Source organism: Aurantimonas sp. A3-2-R12 (genome assembly GCF_036016755.1).
GTDB lineage: Bacteria > Pseudomonadota > Alphaproteobacteria > Rhizobiales > Rhizobiaceae > Aurantimonas > Aurantimonas coralicida_A.
On sequence record NZ_JAYXIH010000010.1, the window covers coordinates 69,451 to 86,492 of the forward strand.

The 17,042-nt window shown below is 65.1% G+C and carries 15 protein-coding genes and 1 riboswitch; of the genes, 13 read left to right on the plus strand and 2 right to left on the minus strand.

Annotation, left to right across the window (positions count from 1 at the left end; genetic code table 11):
* Window positions 1-24 precede the first annotated feature (24 nt).
* Together VSX60_RS07555 and VSX60_RS07560 are read right to left on the minus strand one after the other, a co-directional pair.
* A complete protein-coding gene (locus tag VSX60_RS07555) occupies window positions 25-300 on the minus strand; it encodes a CopG family antitoxin (protein WP_327623538.1) in 276 nt (91 codons plus the stop codon).
* Window positions 297-572: a toxin gene (locus tag VSX60_RS07560; protein ID WP_327623539.1), complete on the minus strand. Its 276-nt coding sequence runs from the start codon at window positions 570-572 to the stop codon at window positions 297-299. Before VSX60_RS07560 ends, VSX60_RS07555 begins: the two co-directional genes overlap by 4 nt.
* A gap of 191 nt (window positions 573-763) precedes the next feature.
* Here VSX60_RS07560 and metH point away from each other — a divergent pair, with 191 nt between their 5' ends.
* The 13 genes from metH to cobO all read left to right on the plus strand — a co-directional run bounded on the left by metH (window position 764) and on the right by cobO (window position 16,760).
* Window positions 764-4,549 carry a methionine synthase gene (gene metH, locus VSX60_RS07565; protein ID WP_327623540.1) on the plus strand — a complete coding sequence of 1,262 codons (3,786 nt, stop codon included), beginning with the start codon at window positions 764-766 and terminating at the stop codon, window positions 4,547-4,549.
* A 309-nt stretch (window positions 4,550-4,858) separates the two neighbouring features.
* A complete protein-coding gene (locus VSX60_RS07570; RefSeq protein ID WP_327623541.1) occupies window positions 4,859-5,683 on the plus strand; it encodes a ferredoxin--NADP reductase in 825 nt (274 codons plus the stop codon).
* A gap of 75 nt (window positions 5,684-5,758) precedes the next feature.
* A complete protein-coding gene (locus tag VSX60_RS07575) occupies window positions 5,759-6,901 on the plus strand; it encodes a CaiB/BaiF CoA transferase family protein (protein ID WP_327623542.1) in 1,143 nt (380 codons plus the stop codon).
* A 219-nt stretch (window positions 6,902-7,120) separates the two neighbouring features.
* Window positions 7,121-7,882 carry a septum site-determining protein MinC gene (gene minC, locus VSX60_RS07580; protein ID WP_327623543.1) on the plus strand — a complete coding sequence of 254 codons (762 nt, stop codon included), beginning with the start codon at window positions 7,121-7,123 and terminating at the stop codon, window positions 7,880-7,882.
* Window positions 7,883-7,914: 32 nt separating this feature from the next.
* Complete coding sequence (gene minD / locus VSX60_RS07585) at window positions 7,915-8,730, plus strand: septum site-determining protein MinD (protein ID WP_327623544.1); 816 nt, start codon at window positions 7,915-7,917, stop codon at window positions 8,728-8,730.
* Complete coding sequence (gene minE, locus VSX60_RS07590; protein WP_327623545.1) at window positions 8,727-8,990, plus strand: cell division topological specificity factor MinE; 264 nt, start codon at window positions 8,727-8,729, stop codon at window positions 8,988-8,990. The genes minD and minE overlap by 4 nt, the downstream gene beginning before the upstream one ends.
* A 67-nt stretch (window positions 8,991-9,057) precedes the next feature.
* A complete protein-coding gene (locus tag VSX60_RS07595; RefSeq protein ID WP_327623546.1) occupies window positions 9,058-9,207 on the plus strand; it encodes a hypothetical protein in 150 nt (49 codons plus the stop codon).
* Window positions 9,208-9,364: 157 nt separating this feature from the next.
* A riboswitch (cobalamin riboswitch) is annotated at window positions 9,365-9,626 on the plus strand.
* Between the two features lie 28 nt (window positions 9,627-9,654).
* Complete coding sequence (locus VSX60_RS07600; protein WP_327623547.1) at window positions 9,655-9,831, plus strand: CbtB domain-containing protein; 177 nt, start codon at window positions 9,655-9,657, stop codon at window positions 9,829-9,831.
* 96 nt (window positions 9,832-9,927) lie between these two features.
* Entirely contained in the window at window positions 9,928-10,692 is a 765-nt protein-coding gene (locus VSX60_RS07605; RefSeq protein WP_327623548.1) for a CbtA family protein, read from the plus strand.
* Entirely contained in the window at window positions 10,689-11,219 is a 531-nt protein-coding gene (cobU, locus tag VSX60_RS07610) for a bifunctional adenosylcobinamide kinase/adenosylcobinamide-phosphate guanylyltransferase (protein ID WP_327623549.1), read from the plus strand. Before VSX60_RS07605 ends, cobU begins: the two co-directional genes overlap by 4 nt.
* Before the next feature lie 46 nt (window positions 11,220-11,265).
* Complete coding sequence (gene cobW / locus VSX60_RS07615; RefSeq protein WP_327623550.1) at window positions 11,266-12,348, plus strand: cobalamin biosynthesis protein CobW; 1,083 nt, start codon at window positions 11,266-11,268, stop codon at window positions 12,346-12,348.
* Between the two features lie 12 nt (window positions 12,349-12,360).
* Window positions 12,361-16,125, plus strand: a complete 3,765-nt coding sequence (gene cobN, locus VSX60_RS07620; RefSeq protein ID WP_327623551.1) for a cobaltochelatase subunit CobN — start codon at window positions 12,361-12,363, stop codon at window positions 16,123-16,125.
* The gene (cobO, locus tag VSX60_RS07625) at window positions 16,122-16,760 is read left to right on the plus strand and encodes a cob(I)yrinic acid a,c-diamide adenosyltransferase (protein ID WP_327623552.1); all 639 of its coding nucleotides are present in this window, start codon (window positions 16,122-16,124) and stop codon (window positions 16,758-16,760) included. Before cobN ends, cobO begins: the two co-directional genes overlap by 4 nt.
* The last annotated feature ends 282 nt before the right edge of the window (window positions 16,761-17,042 follow it).

The following is a 17,042-nucleotide window of genomic DNA, read 5'->3' on the forward strand; positions in this document are numbered from 1 at the left end:
CACATTTGCGCGGTCGGCTCGCGATTATCCCTCGACATACTCATGCAGGATCGAGTTGATCAACGTCTGGTAGGGCATGCCCTTTTCGGCTGCCTTGGTCTTCAGTCGGGCCAGATCGCGTTCGGGAATGGCGATGGAAATGCGCCGTCGCTTGCCGTCGAGCGTGGCCCGCGCAATCTCGGCCCAAAGCGCCCGTTGTGTTTCGATATCGCCAACCGACACCCACTCGCCATTTTCGCTCGCCTCGTAGTCCTCGCGCTCGTCGTCGCTGATGATCGGCTTCGGCTCGGGTCGCTTCATGATTTTTCCCCCATAAAGGTACGGGTTGCCTTGCGGCTCGGAAACATCGTTTTCAGAAAGATGCCGCCGTCCTGCTCCACGAAGGGCACTACCCATATATAGTCATCGATCAGAACCAGCAGTTGCTGTTGATGCGCATAGCGCGTGCGGCTTGGATGGGCGCGTCTTTCGACAAGCGCCCCTTCGCTGAGCGCCACCAAGACACGCTCGAACCCGAAGCCGTAGCGGGTCTTGAGCGCCGCATTCTTTCCCGGATTCCACTCGATCGTCATATCGCTAATATGCTTGGAATATATATTCTCTTGCAAGACGCCGCAGAAAGATTCCTCCCCCCGTTCCTCCTCCCTCATGATGGTCCCAGCGCCAACTCCTCGTGAGCCAGGCGACGGGACGGTCGAGAGGATTTGTTGACATAAGCATATCTTTATGTGATCTGCGGGCAAGAAACGGGATCGATGACGCTATGACCGACACATTCGACCAACTCTTCGGGCCGCTAACCGAGGGCCGGTCGCCTGCGGAAGCGGCTGCCGCGCTGCGCAAGGCGGCGGGCGAACGCATTCTCGTGCTCGACGGTGCCATGGGCACCGAGATCCAGCTGCTTGGCCTCGGCGAGGATGATTTTCGCGGGCATCGCTTCGGCGCCTGCGAATGCCATCTGCAGGGCAACAACGACCTTCTGAACCTGACGCAGCCCAAGGCGATCGAGGAGATCCATTATTCCTACGCCATCGCCGGCGCGGACATTCTGGAAACCAACACCTTCTCGTCGACCTCCGTCGCCCAGGCCGACTATCAGATGGAGGCGGAAGTCTATGAGCTGAACCGTGACGGCGCGCGGCTTGCCCGCCGCGCCGCCATCCGCGCCGAACAGGCCGACGGCAAGCGCCGCTTCGTCGCCGGCGCGCTCGGGCCGACCAACCGCACGGCGTCGATGTCGCCGGATGTCAACAATCCCGGCTATCGGGCTGTTTCCTTTGACGATCTGCGGATCGCCTACGGCGACCAGCTGCGCGGGCTGATCGACGGCGGTGCCGATCTGATCCTCATCGAGACGATCTTCGACACGCTGAACGCCAAGGCGGCGGTCTTTGCCTGCGAGGAAATCTTCGCGGAGAAGGGCGTGCGCCTGCCGCTGATGATTTCCGGCACGATCACCGACCTGTCCGGCCGCACGCTGTCGGGCCAGACGCCGACGGCCTTCTGGCACTCGCTGCGCCACGCCAGGCCCTTCACAATCGGGCTCAACTGCGCGCTCGGCGCGGCGGCGATGCGCGACCATCTGGCGGAAATTTCCGGCGTCGCCGACACCTTCGTCTGCGCCTATCCGAATGCCGGCCTGCCGAACGAATTCGGCGAATACGACCAGAGCCCCGAGGCGATGGCCAAGGAGGTCGCTTTCTTTGCCGCAGAGGGGCTGGTCAACGTCGTCGGCGGCTGCTGCGGCTCGACGCCGGACCACATCAAGGCGTTGGCGGAGGCGGTGGCCGGCTATCAGCCGCGCCAGGTTCCCAAGATCAGGCCGCTGATGCGCCTGTCGGGCCTGGAGCCGTTCACGCTGACGCCTGAAATTCCGTTCGTGAATGTGGGCGAGCGCACCAACGTCACCGGCTCGGCGAAATTCCGCAAGCTGATCACCGCCGGCGATTTCGCCGCCGCGCTCGACGTCGCCCGCGACCAGGTGGCGAACGGCGCGCAGATCATCGACGTCAACATGGACGAGGGCCTGATCGACTCCAAGCAGGCGATGATCGAGTTCCTCAATCTCGTCGCCGCCGAGCCGGACATCGCGCGGGTGCCGGTGATGATCGATTCCTCGAAGTTCGAGGTGATCGAGGCGGGGCTGAAATGCGTCCAGGGCAAGCCGCTGGTCAACTCGATCTCGATGAAGGAGGGTGAGGCGGCGTTTCTCGAACAGGCACGGCTGGTGCGCGCCTATGGCGCGGCGGTCGTCGTCATGGCGTTCGACGAAAAAGGCCAAGCCGACACGATCGAGCGCAAGGTTTCGATCTGTACGCGCGCCTACAAGCTGTTGACGGAAGAAGCCGGTTTTCCGCCGGAGGACATCGTCTTCGATCCGAACATCTTTGCGGTCGCGACGGGCATCGAGGAGCACAATGGCTACGGCGTCGACTTCATCGAGGCGACGCGCCAGATTCGCGAGACCCTGCCGCATGTCCATATCTCGGGCGGCGTGTCGAACCTGTCCTTCTCGTTCCGCGGCAACGAAGCCGTGCGCGAGGCGATGCACGCCGTGTTCCTCTACCACGCTATCCAGGCGGGGATGGACATGGGCATCGTCAATGCGGGGCAGCTGGCGGTCTATGACTCCATCGATCCGGAACTGCGCGAGGCGTGCGAGGACGTCGTGCTCAACCGAAGCGACGACGGGACCGAGCGGCTTCTGGACCTTGCCGAACGCTGGCGCGGGCAGGGCGGCCAGGAGGCCAAGGCGAAGGATCTGACCTGGCGCGAGAAGCCGGTGAACGAACGGCTCGCCCATGCTCTCGTCAACGGCATCACCGAATATATCGACGCCGACACCGAGGAGGCGCGGCAGGCCGCCGAGCGCCCGCTGCACGTCATCGAAGGGCCGCTGATGGACGGCATGAACATCGTCGGCGACCTGTTCGGCGCCGGCAAGATGTTCCTGCCGCAGGTGGTCAAGTCGGCGCGCGTCATGAAGCAGGCGGTGGCGCTTCTGCTGCCTTACATGGAGGAGGAGAAGCGGCTGAACGGCGGCGAGGGGCGGAAGAACGCTGGCAAGATATTGATGGCGACGGTCAAGGGCGATGTCCACGACATCGGCAAGAACATCGTCGGCGTCGTCCTCGCCTGCAACAATTACGAGGTCATCGATCTCGGCGTCATGGTGCCCTCGGCGAAGATCCTCGAGACCGCGCGTCGGGAAGAGGTCGACATCATCGGCCTGTCCGGCCTGATCACGCCATCGCTCGACGAAATGGCGCATGTCGCCTCCGAGATGGAGCGCGAGGGCTTCGACATTCCGCTCTTGATCGGCGGCGCGACGACAAGCCGCGTGCACACGGCGGTGAAGATCGATCCGCGCTACCACCGCGGCCAGACGGTCCACGTCAACGACGCCTCGCGGGCCGTGGGCGTCGTTTCCAACCTTCTGTCGACGGAGGCGAAGTCAGGCTTCGTCGACGGCATTCAGGCGGAATATCGCAAGGTGGCCGAGGCGCACGAGAAGGGCGAACGCGATAAGCAGCGCCTGCCGCTTGCCAAGGCCCGTGCCAACGCCTTCCAGCCCGATTGGGCGGCGTTCGAGCCGACGGCGCCGTCCTTTACCGGCGTCAAAGTCTTCGACGACTGGGATCTGGAGGAACTGTCGCGCTATATCGACTGGACGCCGTTCTTCCAGACCTGGGAGTTGAAGGGCCGCTATCCGGCGATCCTGGAAGACGAGAAACAGGGGGAGGCGGCGCGGTCGCTGTTTTCCGACGCGCAGGCGATGCTCAAGCAGATCGTCGCGGAGAAATGGTTCCGGCCCCAGGCGGTGATCGGCTTCTGGCCGGCGAATGCTGTTGGCGATGATATCCGGCTCTATACCGGCGACGACCGCCAGGACGAGATCGCGACTTTCTTCACCTTACGCCAGCAGCTCGCCAAGCGCGGCGATCGCCCGAATTTGGCGCTGGCGGATTTCGTCGCACCGAAGGACAGCGGCAAGGCGGACTATGTCGGCGGCTTTGTGGTCACGGCCGGGATCGGGGAGGAGGCAATCGCCAACCGCTTCGCCAAGGCCAATGACGACTATGCCTCGATCATGGTGAAGTCGCTCTCCGACCGTTTCGCCGAGGCCTTCGCGGAACTGATGCACGAGCGGGTGCGCCGGGAGTTCTGGGGCACTTCGCCCGACGAGACCTTTTCGCCGGACGCGCTGGCTGGCGAGCCCTATGCAGGCATCCGGCCGGCGCCTGGCTATCCCGCCCAGCCCGATCATACCGAGAAGGCGACTTTGTTCCAGCTGCTCGAAGCGGAAGCGAAGATCGGGGTGAAGCTGACGGAAAGCTACGCCATGTGGCCGGGGTCGTCGGTATCTGGCCTTTATATCGGGCATCCCGACTCGTATTATTTCGGGGTCGCCAAGGTCGAGCGCGATCAGGTCGAGGACTACGCCCGTCGCAAAGGGATGGCCGTCGGCGAGGTCGAGCGCTGGCTGGCGCCGGTGCTGAACTATGTTCCGAAATCGGCGGAAGCGCCGCGGGCGGAGGCGGCCGAATAGGCGGGGCAATCCGGATACATGACGATCGCCGTGGAGACCCAACCCACCTTTGCAGCGTACCCAGCGCGAAAATTTCTCACAAGCGAGCGGGAATTTGGAACGCACGACGCTGCGATGCGGTATCGGGGGGACTATATACTGTCGTGACGATCAGTGAGGCGGCGAGGTCGCGGGCGGTGCGGCAACCGTTTCTCCCGACAAACGGGATGGAAGAGCCGGCGGCAGACGGGCGCGAGCGCTTACGCCGGATGGGCGGATCGCTGTGAGTGGTGCAACGCGCCGATTGCGAATGGAAAAGGACGAAACCCGATGAGTTCTCTCGCTCTCCAGATGGAACGTACGCCGGAAACCGCCTTTCCGATTCCGGCAGGTGTTTTCGCTGAAACGGTGACGTCGGTCACGCACTACACGGACAGCTTGTTCTCGTTCCGCATCTCCCGGCCGCAGAGCTTCCGGTTCCGCTCGGGCGAATTCGTCATGATCGGGCTGCCGAACGCGGAGAAGCCTGTTTTTCGCGCCTATTCGATCGCCAGCCCATCCTGGGACGAGGAACTGGAGTTCTTCTCGATCAAAGTGCCCGACGGTCCCCTGACCGAGCATCTGCAGAAGATTACCGTTGGCGACACCGTGCTGATGCGCAAGAAGTCGACCGGCACGCTGGTGCTCGACGCGCTGAAGCCCGGAAAACGGCTGTTCCTGTTCTCCACTGGCACCGGTATCGCGCCTTTCGCGGGAGTGGTTCGCGATCCCGAGACCTACGAGAAGTTCGAGCAGGTGATCCTCACCCAGACCTGCCGGTTCGAGGCCGAACTGGCTTACGGGCGGGATCTGGTCGAGGCGGCCCGTTCGGACGAGCTGATGAGCGAATTCATCGGCGACAAGCTGCTGTTTCACGCCAGCGCGACGCGGGAGGGCGAAACCCGCCGTCACCGGATCACCACGCTGATCGAGACCGGTCGCCTGTTCGACCAACTCGGCATTCCGCCACTCGATCCGACCGATGACCGGGCGATGATCTGCGGCTCCATGGCGATGCTGAAGGATACAGAGAGACTGCTCGACGCACGCGGCTTCGTGGAAGGCGCCAACAGCCGGCCGGAAACCTATGTGGTGGAGCGGGCGTTCGTCGACTGAGGCGGGCTGCTCAAGCCGACAGCGTCGTCGCCGGCGCTGCTTGACAGGATGCGCCGGGAGCGGCACGGCGACTTTATGAGCCAATCTCCCCACACCGGCCTGAAGGTCCTGGAACTCGCCCGCATCCTGGCCGGACCGTGGATCGGTCAGACGCTGGCCGATCTCGGTGCTGACGTGATCAAGGTGGAGAGCCCAGCCGGTGACGATACGCGCGGCTGGGGACCCCCTTTCATCGAACGGGACGGCGAGCGGACGGCCGCCTATTTCCACGCCTGCAATCGGGGCAAGCGGTCGGTGGTGGCGGATTTTGCCACCAAGGAGGGGCGGGCGCAGGTTCGCGAATTGGCGTCCGAGGCGGACGTTCTGATCGAAAATTTCAAGGTCGGCGGCCTGAAGAAATACGGCCTCGACTACGACAGCCTCAAATCCGTCAATCCACGCCTCGTCTATTGCTCGGTCACCGGCTTCGGCCAGGACGGACCCTATGCGGGCCGGGCCGGCTACGATTTCATGATCCAGGGCATGGGCGGAATCATGAGCCTGACCGGAGCGCCGGACGGCGAGCCGCAAAAAATCGGCGTCGCCTTCGCCGATATCTTCACCGGGCTGTATGGGACGATCGCCATCCAGGCGGCGTTGGCCGATCGCGAGCGGACGGGCCGCGGCCAGTTCGTCGATATGGCCCTCTATGACTGCATGGCCGGAGTCCTCGCCAACCAGGCGCTGAACTACTTCGCCACAGGGGTCGCGCCGCGACGACTCGGCAACGCCCATCCCAATATCGTGCCCTACCAGGTCTTTCCGGTCGTCGACGGCCACCTCATCGTCGCCTGCGGCAATGACCGCCAATTCGAGCGGCTCTGCGGCGTGCTCGGATTGGGTGATCTGGCCATGGACGAACGCTATCGGACCAACGAGGCGCGGGTCGCGAACCGCGACGCGCTCACGCCGATCCTGACGGCGACGATCGCTGCGCGGACGCGCGACGACCTCCTGGCGGGACTCGAGGCGGTCGGAGTGCCGGCCGGACCGATCAATGATGTCGCGGGCGTTTTCTCCGATCCGCAAATCCTGCATCGAAACATGAAGATTGCGCCACAAGGCATTGCTGGCGTTCGTACTCCGATCGTTTACGGAGACGCCGAACTTTCCCTGGACCGGCCGGCGCCGAAGCTCGGCGAGCACCAGGGCGCGCGCTTCGGCCTCGCCGCTGACTAAGCCGGCGGATCAGGCAAGGTGGCAGTTTTCCGGCGCGCAATCCGCTCGCTGGCCACGCTTGAGATGGATGCCTCGGTAGGGACCATTTGCGATCTCGGGATCGACACAATCGGCCTCCACAGCGGGCGGACTCGCGTCAGCCCGGCGCAGGCTCCGCGCGTTAAGCACTGGTTAACCCCATCCCGCTTAGATCGCCGTAGCAACCGAAAATTAACCGAGATGACCAAGACCCTAACCGATACCCGCCCGATCCGACTCAAGGGCCGCTCGTTTCTCGCCCTCGTTCTCGCGCCGGAACTTCCCTTCGACGCGTGGCTGACCCGGCTCGACGACCTTGCCGCCCGCTCCACCGGTTTTTTCCTGGGGCGGCCGATCGTGCTCGACGTCGACGGGCTCGATATCGACCAGCCGCAGTTGAAGGAGCTGATCGGCGAACTCGGCGAGCGCAGTGTGCGGATCATGGGGATCGAAGGCGCGCGCGCGTCGCTGCTCGGCTTCGGTATGCCGCCGGCGATGAAGGGCGGCAGACCTGCCGCCGATTTCGAACCACCGGTGGCTGAGTCCGCGCCGAAAAAGACGGAATCGACGAAATCCAAGACGGCGAGCAAACCGGCCACCGCGCAGGCACCCGACCCGCAGCCGGTCAAGGCGATGCCGTCGATCATCATTACGGAGCCGGTGCGTTCCGGCCAGTCGGTGATCTTTCCCGAGGGCGACGTGACCATTCTGGGATCGGTGGCATCGGGGTCGGAGGTCGTCGCCGGCGGTTCGATCCACGTCTACGGAACGCTTCGGGGCAGGGCGATGGCGGGATCTGTCGGCAACGCTTCGGCGCGGATCTTCTGCCGCAAGCTCGAAGCCGAGCTGGTGGCGATCGACGGTCTCTACAAGACGGCCGAGGACATGGAACCGACATACCGCGGCCAGGCCGTCCAGGTCTGGCTCGAAGGCGATACGATCAAGGCGGAAATTCTGGGCTGAGGCTGCAAGCGGCCGGAAAGCAGGAGAGCGAGATGGCAAAAGTAATCGTGGTGACCTCGGGCAAGGGAGGCGTTGGCAAGACGACCTCCACCGCCGCGCTAGGGGCGGCGCTGGCCCAGCGCGGAGAGAAGACGGTGGTCGTCGATTTCGACGTCGGCCTGCGCAATCTCGATCTCGTCATGGGAGCCGAGCGGCGCGTGGTCTACGACCTCATCAACGTTGTCCAGGGCGACGCGAAGCTGACGCAGGCGCTGATCCGCGACAAGCGTCTCGAGACGCTCTTTCTGCTGCCGGCCTCGCAGACGCGCGACAAGGACAACCTCACGTCCGAGGGCGTCGAACTGGTGATGGAAGAGTTGAAAAAGACCTTCGACTGGGTGATCTGCGACAGTCCGGCCGGCATCGAACGGGGCGCGACACTCGCCATGCGCCATGCCGACGTCGCTGTCGTCGTCACCAATCCGGAAGTGTCTTCGGTGCGCGACTCGGACCGGATCATCGGTTTGCTCGATTCCAAGACCGCCAAGGCGGAGCGCGGCGAGCGGATCGAGAAACATCTGTTGTTGACCCGCTACGACCCCGCCCGTGCCGAGCGCGGCGACATGCTGAAGGTGGAGGACGTTCTCGACATCCTGTCGATCCCGCTCCTCGGCATTATCCCCGAGAGCATGGATGTGTTGCGGGCGTCGAATCTCGGAACGCCGGTGACGCTTGGCGAGAATCAGAGCGCGCCGGCTCTCGCCTACAGAGACGCCGCCCGTCGCCTTGCCGGCGAACAGGTGCCGATGTCGATACCCGGCGAGAGGCGCGGCCTGTTTGGCAAACTCTTCGGACGGAGGGCGGCATGAGCCTTTTCAGTTTCTTCAGCAAACAGACCTCGGCGCCGATGGCGCGCGAGCGCCTGCAGATACTGCTCGCGCACGAACGGGCGACGGTCGGGCACTCCGATCTCGTGGCCCTGCTTCGGGAGGAAATTCTGGCCGTCATCGCCAAGCATGTGCAGGTCGATGGCGACATGGTGAGCGTCAAAATGGATCGCGGCGAGAACGTTTCGACCCTCGAGGTCGATATCGAGATTCCCACGACCGCCAGCGTGCGGGCGGCCTGACGGCCGCTCGCCCAACGAGCCCACCGCACTCGATCGCGGCGGCTCCCGACAGGAAAAGGAAACCAGCATGAGCCGAGTAACCCTCCTGGAGCGGTTGAAGGAACTGCAGCAGACGCCGAAGTTCCAGAACCGCGACATTCGCACGATCAGCTCCATTCTCTCGACCGAGGCGCTGGCCAAGCACGTCGAAGCCTGCGAGCAGGCCGCCGCGCGCTGACGCCAGCTTCCTTCCATCGAAAGCGATCGAGCGGTCCGGCTGCGCATTGCGCGGCCGGGCCGCGATGCGTTTCGGACATCCTGTTTGTGCGCGAAATCGCTTGCGCCATGGGTCGCGATCGCTACTGTGACGAATTGAGCGGAAATGGGCGAAATGCCCGATCCGCTCGAAGGACGGTTCCCCGGCTGCCAAGCGGCTGGGGCGAAGAGGGAATGCGACGGGCCGACCCAAGCAGGGGGCCTTCATCGCAGCCGACCCCGCGACTGTAGAGCGGCGAGGTCGTCACCGCCGACCCGTTCCGACGATGTCACCGGCATCGGCGGACGGATCGGAAAGCCACTGAAGCTTCGGCTTCGGGAAGGCGAGGCGGCGACTGAAGACCCGTGAGCCAGGAGACCTGCCGGCCTTGGAAACCGCCGCAATCTCGCGGCCGTCACGGAGGTTGATATGACTGCAACGACCTATAGCATCGCCCAAGCCGAAGCACCGACGCGTATCGCGACCGGACTCGCCGCGCTGGTTCTCGGAGCGTTTTTCGTCTTCGGCATCGGTTTCGCCCATTCGGCGGCGGTGCATGATACGGCGCACGATGTCCGGCATTCCTACGGTTTCCCCTGCCACTAAGCATTTGTTGCCCGGCTGCCATAGTGCGGACCGGGCTTTTGCTTTTTCGTATCGTTCAAGGCCGCCCGACCTCGTCGGCGCGGAAGGGGTATCGTTATGGTTGTAAGATTTTTGTTGGCCGCGCTGGTTGCCGGCCTGTTTGTCGGTGTCGTGATGACGCCGGTCCAATATTTGGGCGTGGTTCCGCTCATCCTCCAAGCCGAGGAATACGAGAGCGGGGCGGCAGGACACGAGGCTGCCCGTGCCGATCTCGGCGGCCCGACGGAAAGCCAGCAAATGTCGGCGCTGTTCGGTGGCGAACTGGTTCTCGCCAATGACCACGAGACGCCAGTGCGGGCGGACGACGATACGGCGGGCGTATCTCCGTTCTTCGGCCGTTTGCTTGGCACGCTGTCGGCGAATATCGTGGCGGGCGGCGGCTTCGCGCTGATCCTTGCCGCAGTCAGCCTGCTCACCGGCCGCGCGATCACCCGGTCGAACGGCGTTCTATGGGGTTTGGCAGGCTTTGCGACCGTGGGGCTGGCGCCCGCGCTCGGACTGCCGCCGGAACTGCCGGCGATGCCGGCCGCCGATCTGTTCGAGCGGCAGGTCTGGTGGGCGGGCGTTGTCGCGCTGACGGCGGGGGCGCTTTATCTGCTCGTGCTTCGACGCGAGATATGGGCGAAAGTCGCAGGCGTGGTGTTGCTCGCCGTGCCGCATGTAGTCGGCGCGCCGCATATCGCCGACCTTACAAGCCCGGTTCCGCCGACCCTTGCGGCGGAGTTCGCGGTCATTTCACTGGCGACGACGGCCGTGTTCTGGGTCCTGCTGGGGCTTGGCGTTGGCCTCGCGATGGACCGGTTCGGGACTCGCGCGGCGTGAGCCCAACGCTCGGCGATGGCGTCACTCTCGTTCTTGGCGGAGCCCGCTCCGGCAAGAGCGCCCTTGCCGAGCGACTGGCCGAAGCAAGCGGTCTTGCTCCCGTGTATCTCGCGACCGGCAGGGCTTTCGACGCCGAGATGGAGGCGCGTATCGGCGAGCACCAGGGGCGACGTGGCAACGGCTGGCGAACGGTTGAAGTGCCGCTCGATCTGGTTGCCGCGATCGGGCGAGAAGCGGGGCCAGAGCGCGTGGTCCTCGTCGATTGCCTGACGCTGTGGTTGACCAACCTCATGATGGAGCGGCGTCCGATCGCCGCGGAATGCCAGGCGCTGGTCAACTGCCTCGCCACGAGGGTTCCAGGTTCGGTGATCCTCGTTTCCAACGAGGTCGGGCTCGGGATCGTGCCGGAAAACGAGATGGCCCGTGATTTTCGTGATCACGCGGGCCGATTGCACCAAGCGGTTGCGGCGGTCGCGGCGAAGGTCCTCTTCGTCACCGCCGGCCTACCGATGATATTGAAGGGCTGATCGCCGACCGCCAAGGTCGAGGCGATCGCGACAACGGAGGCACTCCATGCAGGGCCAGAAGATTCCCGCCACCGTCATCACCGGGTTCCTCGGAGCCGGCAAGACGACGCTGATCCGCAACCTCCTGCAGAATGCCGGGGGGAGGAAGATCGCGCTGATCATCAACGAGTTCGGCGATCTCGGCGTCGATGGTGACATCCTCAAGGGTTGCGGTATCGAAACGTGCAGCGAGGACGACGTTGTCGAACTGACCAATGGCTGCATCTGCTGCACCGTGGCCGACGACTTCATCCCGACTATGACCAAGCTTTTGGAGCGCGAGCGCGTACCCGATCACATCGTCATCGAAACCTCGGGTCTCGCCTTGCCGCAGCCGCTGGTCGCGGCCTTCAACTGGCCGGAGGTGAAGACGCGGGTGACCGTCGACGGCGTCGTTACGGTGATCGATACAGCGGCGGTCGCCGACGGCCGCTTCGCCGACGACGAGGTGAAGGTCGCGGCCCAGCGGGCGGCGGACTCGAGCCTCGACCACGACAACCCGTTGGAGGAGTTGTTCGAGGACCAGATCGCGGCAGCCGACCTCATCGTGCTCAACAAGGCCGATCTGGTCGACGCTCCGACACTGGAGCGGGTGCGGCGTGAGATCGGGCAGAAGAGCGCGCGCGCGGTGAAGATCGTCACGGCGGAGGGCGGCAAGCTGCCGGCAGACGTGCTGCTCGGCATCGCGGCCGGCACGGAAGATCTCATCGCGGCGCGCAAATCGCATCACGAGCTTGAGCATGAAGGCGAGGCGCACGACCACGACCATGACGAGTTCGAGAGCTTCGTCGTCGACGCCGGCACTGTTCCTGATCCCGCGACCTTCGCAAAGGGTCTGTCGAGACTGATCGCGACCCACGACATCTTGCGGCTGAAGGGCTTCGCCGATGTGCCGGGCAAGCCGATGCGGCTGGTCGTGCAGGCGGTCGGCAAGCGTATCGAAACCTATTTCGACCGTGCCTGGGCACCCGGCGAAACCCGGGCCACGCGTCTTGTCGTCATCGGGTTGCACGACGGTATCGACGCGGTGCGGATCGAGGCCGAGATCCGGGCGCTGGCCGAGAGCGCGGCCAAAGAAGCCGCCGAGTAGCGGGCGCTTTCCTTGCATCTCCTTCTCGCCCAGAAAGGCACGATCGACGACGGCGGCGAGGCGGTCGACCTCGGCCAGTCGCCGGCCGATGTCGTTGTGCTGTCGGCGGCCGACACGGAGATCGCCAGCCTTGCGGCGGCGGCCCGGCGCCTCGGCGATGCGGCGCCGACGCTGCGCCTCGCCAATCTCCTGCGCCTCAGACATCCTATGTCGGTCGATGTCTATGTCGAGCGAACGCTGCGCCACGCCAAGCTCGTCGTGGTGCGGCTGCTCGGCGGCGCGGCGTACTGGCCCTACGGGCTGGACGCGCTGCTCGCCAACGCGCAGGCGGCGGGAGCCAAGCTCGCAGTCGTACCCGGCGACGACAAGCCGGATGAGGGGCTCGACCACTACACCACGATTCCGATCGCCGAGCGCGACCGGCTCTGGCGCTATCTGGTCGAGGGCGGCGCGGCGAATGCCGGGAAATTCCTGGAGGGTTGCGGCGCGATCCTTGGCGGCGGCGAATGGCCGGCCGAGGCGCAACCGCTGTTGAAGGCGGGGGTGCTGGAGATTGGGGCTTCTCACCCTCCCCTTGATGGGGAGGTGGGCGCGCGCGCCCTTGCCGCGATCGTGTTCTACCGGGCGCTGGTGCAGAGCGGGCAGACCGAGCCGGTGGAGGCGCTGGCGCGGGCGCTGGCCGCGCGGGGGCTGGTGGTGCTGCCGATCTTCGTTTCCAGCCTGAAGGACCCGGTGTCGATCGAGACCGTGCGGGCACTGTTCGCCGGTCGAGCTCCGGACGTCGTCGTCAATCTGACCGGATTCGCGGTGTCCTCGCCGGGCGGAGAGGGGGTGCCGACCGTGCTCGAGGAACAGGGGGCTGTCGTCCTGCAGGCAGTTCTCGCGAGCGGGTCGGCGGAAAGCTGGAAGACATCCGCGCAAGGGTTGTCGGCCCGTGATCTGGCGATGAGCGTCGCGCTGCCGGAGGTCGACGGCCGGGTGCTGTCGCGTGCCATTGCCTTCAAGTCGGCCGGCGAATGGGACGCGCTAACCGAGACGGACATCGTCGCGCACCGCTCGGTGGCCGACCGTGTGGCGTTCGTCGCCGAGCTCGCGGCCCGTTGGGCGCGGCTGCGGCGGAAGCCTGTTTCGGAGAAGCGGGTGGCGATCCTGCTCGCCAACTATCCCAACCGGGACGGGCGGCTCGGCAACGGGGTAGGGCTCGACACGCCGGCCGGGACGATCGAAGTGCTCGAGGCGATGGCGGCGGCGGGCTATCCGGTGATGGATATTCCCGCTGATGGCAACGCGCTGATCGACCATCTGATGGCCGGTCCGACCAATGCCGGCACCGCGATGCGCAAGGTGCGCGAGACGCTGTCGGTCGAGGCCTATCGACGGTTCTTCGCGGGACTGCCGGAGGCCGTGCGGTCGGCGGTGATCGAGCGGTGGGGCGCGCCGGAGAGCGACCCATTCGTGGTGACGCATCGCGGCGAGGCGGCCTTCGCGTTGCCGCTGGCGCGTTTCGGCGAGACGCTGGTCGGCATCCAGCCGGCGCGCGGCTACAACATCGACCCGAAGGAGACCTACCACTCGCCGGACCTCGTGCCGCCGCACAATTATCTGGCGCTCTATGCTTTCCTGCGCACCGAATATGACGTGGACGCCGTCGTCCATATGGGCAAGCACGGCAATCTCGAATGGCTGCCGGGCAAGGCGCTGGCGCTGTCGGAGGGCTGTTTTCCCGAGGCGGTATTCGGGCCGTTGCCGCATCTCTACCCGTTCATCGTCAACGATCCGGGCGAGGGCACGCAGGCCAAGCGGCGGACCAGCGCCGTCATCGTCGACCATCTGACGCCGCCACTGACGCGGGCGGAGACCTACGGGCCGCTGCGCGACCTGGAGGCGCTGGTCGACGAATATTACGAGGCGGCCGGCACCGACCCGCGCCGGCTGACGCTGTTGAAGGGGCGCATTCTCGATCTGGTCCGCGACATCGGCCTCGACCACGATGCCGGGATCGCGGCGAAGGACGCCGAGGAGACGGCGCTGGAAAAGCTCGACGCCTATCTTTGCGACCTGAAGGAAATGCAGATCCGCGACGGCCTGCACGTTTTCGGACTGGCGCCGGAGGGGCGGCTGTTGACCGATCTCGTCGTGGCGCTGGCGCGGCTTCCGCGCGGGACGAAGCCGGGCGAGGCCTCGCTGCACCGGGCGATCGCCGCGGATTTATTTAGCGATGAGGGGGCGCCGTTCGATCCGCTCGACTGCGACATGGCGGCGCCGTGGGAGGGGCCGCGTCCACAGGTTTTGCGGAATTTGTCCACTGACCCGTGGCGGACGCATGGCGATACGGTGGAGCGCATCGAACTGCTGGCGGCAAAGCTCGTCGCCGGCGAGATCGCGCCCCAGCCGGAGTGGCAATCCACAGGCGTCGTCATGGCGGATGTGACGGCGCGGTTGAAGCCGGCGGTGACGGGGTCCGGCCCGGCCGAGATCGCCGGGCTGCTCGCAGGGCTTTCCGGCCGCTTCGTGCCGCCGGGACCGTCCGGCGCGCCGACGCGGGGACGGGCGGACGTCTTGCCGACGGGCCGCAACTTCTTCTCGGTCGACACCCGCGCAGTGCCGACCGAAGCCGCCTGGCATCTCGGCAAGAAGTCTGCCGAACTCCTGGTGATCCGCCACCTTCAGGATCACGGCGAATGGCCGAGCTCGATCGGGCTCACCGCCTGGGGCACGTCCAACATGCGCACCGGCGGCGACGACATCGCGCAAGCACTGGCGCTGATCGGGGCGAAGCCGGTCTGGGACCGCGCCTCGCGCCGCGTCACCGGCTACGAGATCGTGACGCTCGCCGAACTCGGGCGACCACGGGTCGACGTCACGCTGCGCATTTCCGGTTTCTTCCGCGATGCCTTCCCGGACCAGATCGCTCTGTTCGACCGGGCGGTCCGTGCGATCGGCGCGCTGGACGAGGAAGCCGGCGACAATCCGATCGCCGCGCGGATGGCGGCTGAGCGGCAGGCCTTCGTAGCGGAAGGACAGTCACCGGAAGAGGCGGACAAGCGCGCCGGCTTCCGGATCTTCGGATCGAAACCCGGTGCCTACGGGGCGGGGCTGCAGGCGCTGATCGACGAAAAGGGTTGGGAGACACAAGCCGATCTGGCGGAAAGCTATCTCGTCTGGGGCTCTTATGCGTACGGGGCAGACGCCGAAGGCGAGGCCGAGCGCACGAGTTTCGAGACGCGACTTGCCGGCATCGAGGCGGTGGTCCAGAATCAGGACAATCGCGAGCACGACCTTCTGGATTCCGACGATTACTACCAGTTCGAGGGCGGGATGACGGCGGCGGTGGAACATGTCTCCGGCACCCGGCCCGTCGTCTATCACAACGACCATTCCCGGCCAGAGCGGCCGGTCGTGCGGACGCTGGAGGAAGAGATCGGTCGGGTCGTCAGGGCCCGCGTCGTCAACCCGAAATGGATCGCCGGGATCATGCGCCACGGCTATAAAGGGGCTTTCGAGATCGCCGCGACGGTCGACTATCTCTTCGCTTTCTCCGCGACGACGGGCGCGGTGCGCGATCATCATTTCGACGCGGTCTATCAGGCCTTCGTCGCCGATGACGACGTGCGCGCGTTCATGCTGGAGAACAACCCGAACGCCTATCGCGAGATGAGCGACCGGCTCGCCGAGGCGATCGACCGGGGCCTGTGGACGCCGCGCTCCAACTCGGCGCGGGCCGAGCTGGGTGTTATGGACAGGCTGGATGATGCGGAAACGGAGGGCGTAACATGACCGACAAAGCCAAGATCACGGACGGAATGTCGGAGGAAGACCTCGACGCCCGCCATGCCGAGAAGATGAAGAAGAAGAAGGCGGCGCGCGACAAGATCCTCGCCACCAAGACGATCGAGAAGGGCCTTCTGATCGTCCATACCGGCAAGGGCAAGGGCAAGTCGACGGCCGCCTTCGGCCTCGTCTTCCGGGCGCTCGGCAACGGCATGAAGGTCGCCATCGTGCAGTTCGTCAAGGGCAAGTGGGAGACCGGCGAGCGCAAGGTGCTGGAGCATTTTCCCGACCAGGTGACGATGACCGCGATGGGCGACGGGTTTACCTGGGAGACGCAGGACCGCCAGCGCGACATCACCGCCGCCAAGGCCGCCTGGGAGCGGGCCAAGGCGCTGATCATGGATGACGAGCACCAGCTGGTGCTGCTCGACGAACTCAACATCGTCCTGCGCTACGACTATCTCGACATCGCCGAGGTGGTCGAATTCCTCAAGGGCAAGCCGGCGATGAAGCATGTCGTCGTCACCGGCCGCAACGCCAAGGACGAGCTGATCGAGATCGCCGACCTCGTCACCGAGATGGAGATGATCAAGCATCCGTTCCGCTCCGGCGTGAAGGCGCAGGTCGGCATCGAGTTTTAGGGGAGGGTGGTAAGGTTTTGGGGTGTCGGTGTCCGCTTCGGATTGCTGCTTTGGGCGGAGGCGGTCAGTCCGCTTTCGGCGCCCGGTAGGGATCAAGCGGCCGTTCCGGAGCACGCATTTTGCTGAAACAGAATGGGCAATTCTGTTTTCAAGGCCCATATCGCCTTTCAAGTGGAGAGTACCCCATCTTATCGCCCACGCACTCGGTATGTCCGCTTCGGTGAAGGGTGTTGGTCAGCCCAGTCGCGGGGCTGACCAATGGCTCAAGCGATGAACCGGTCC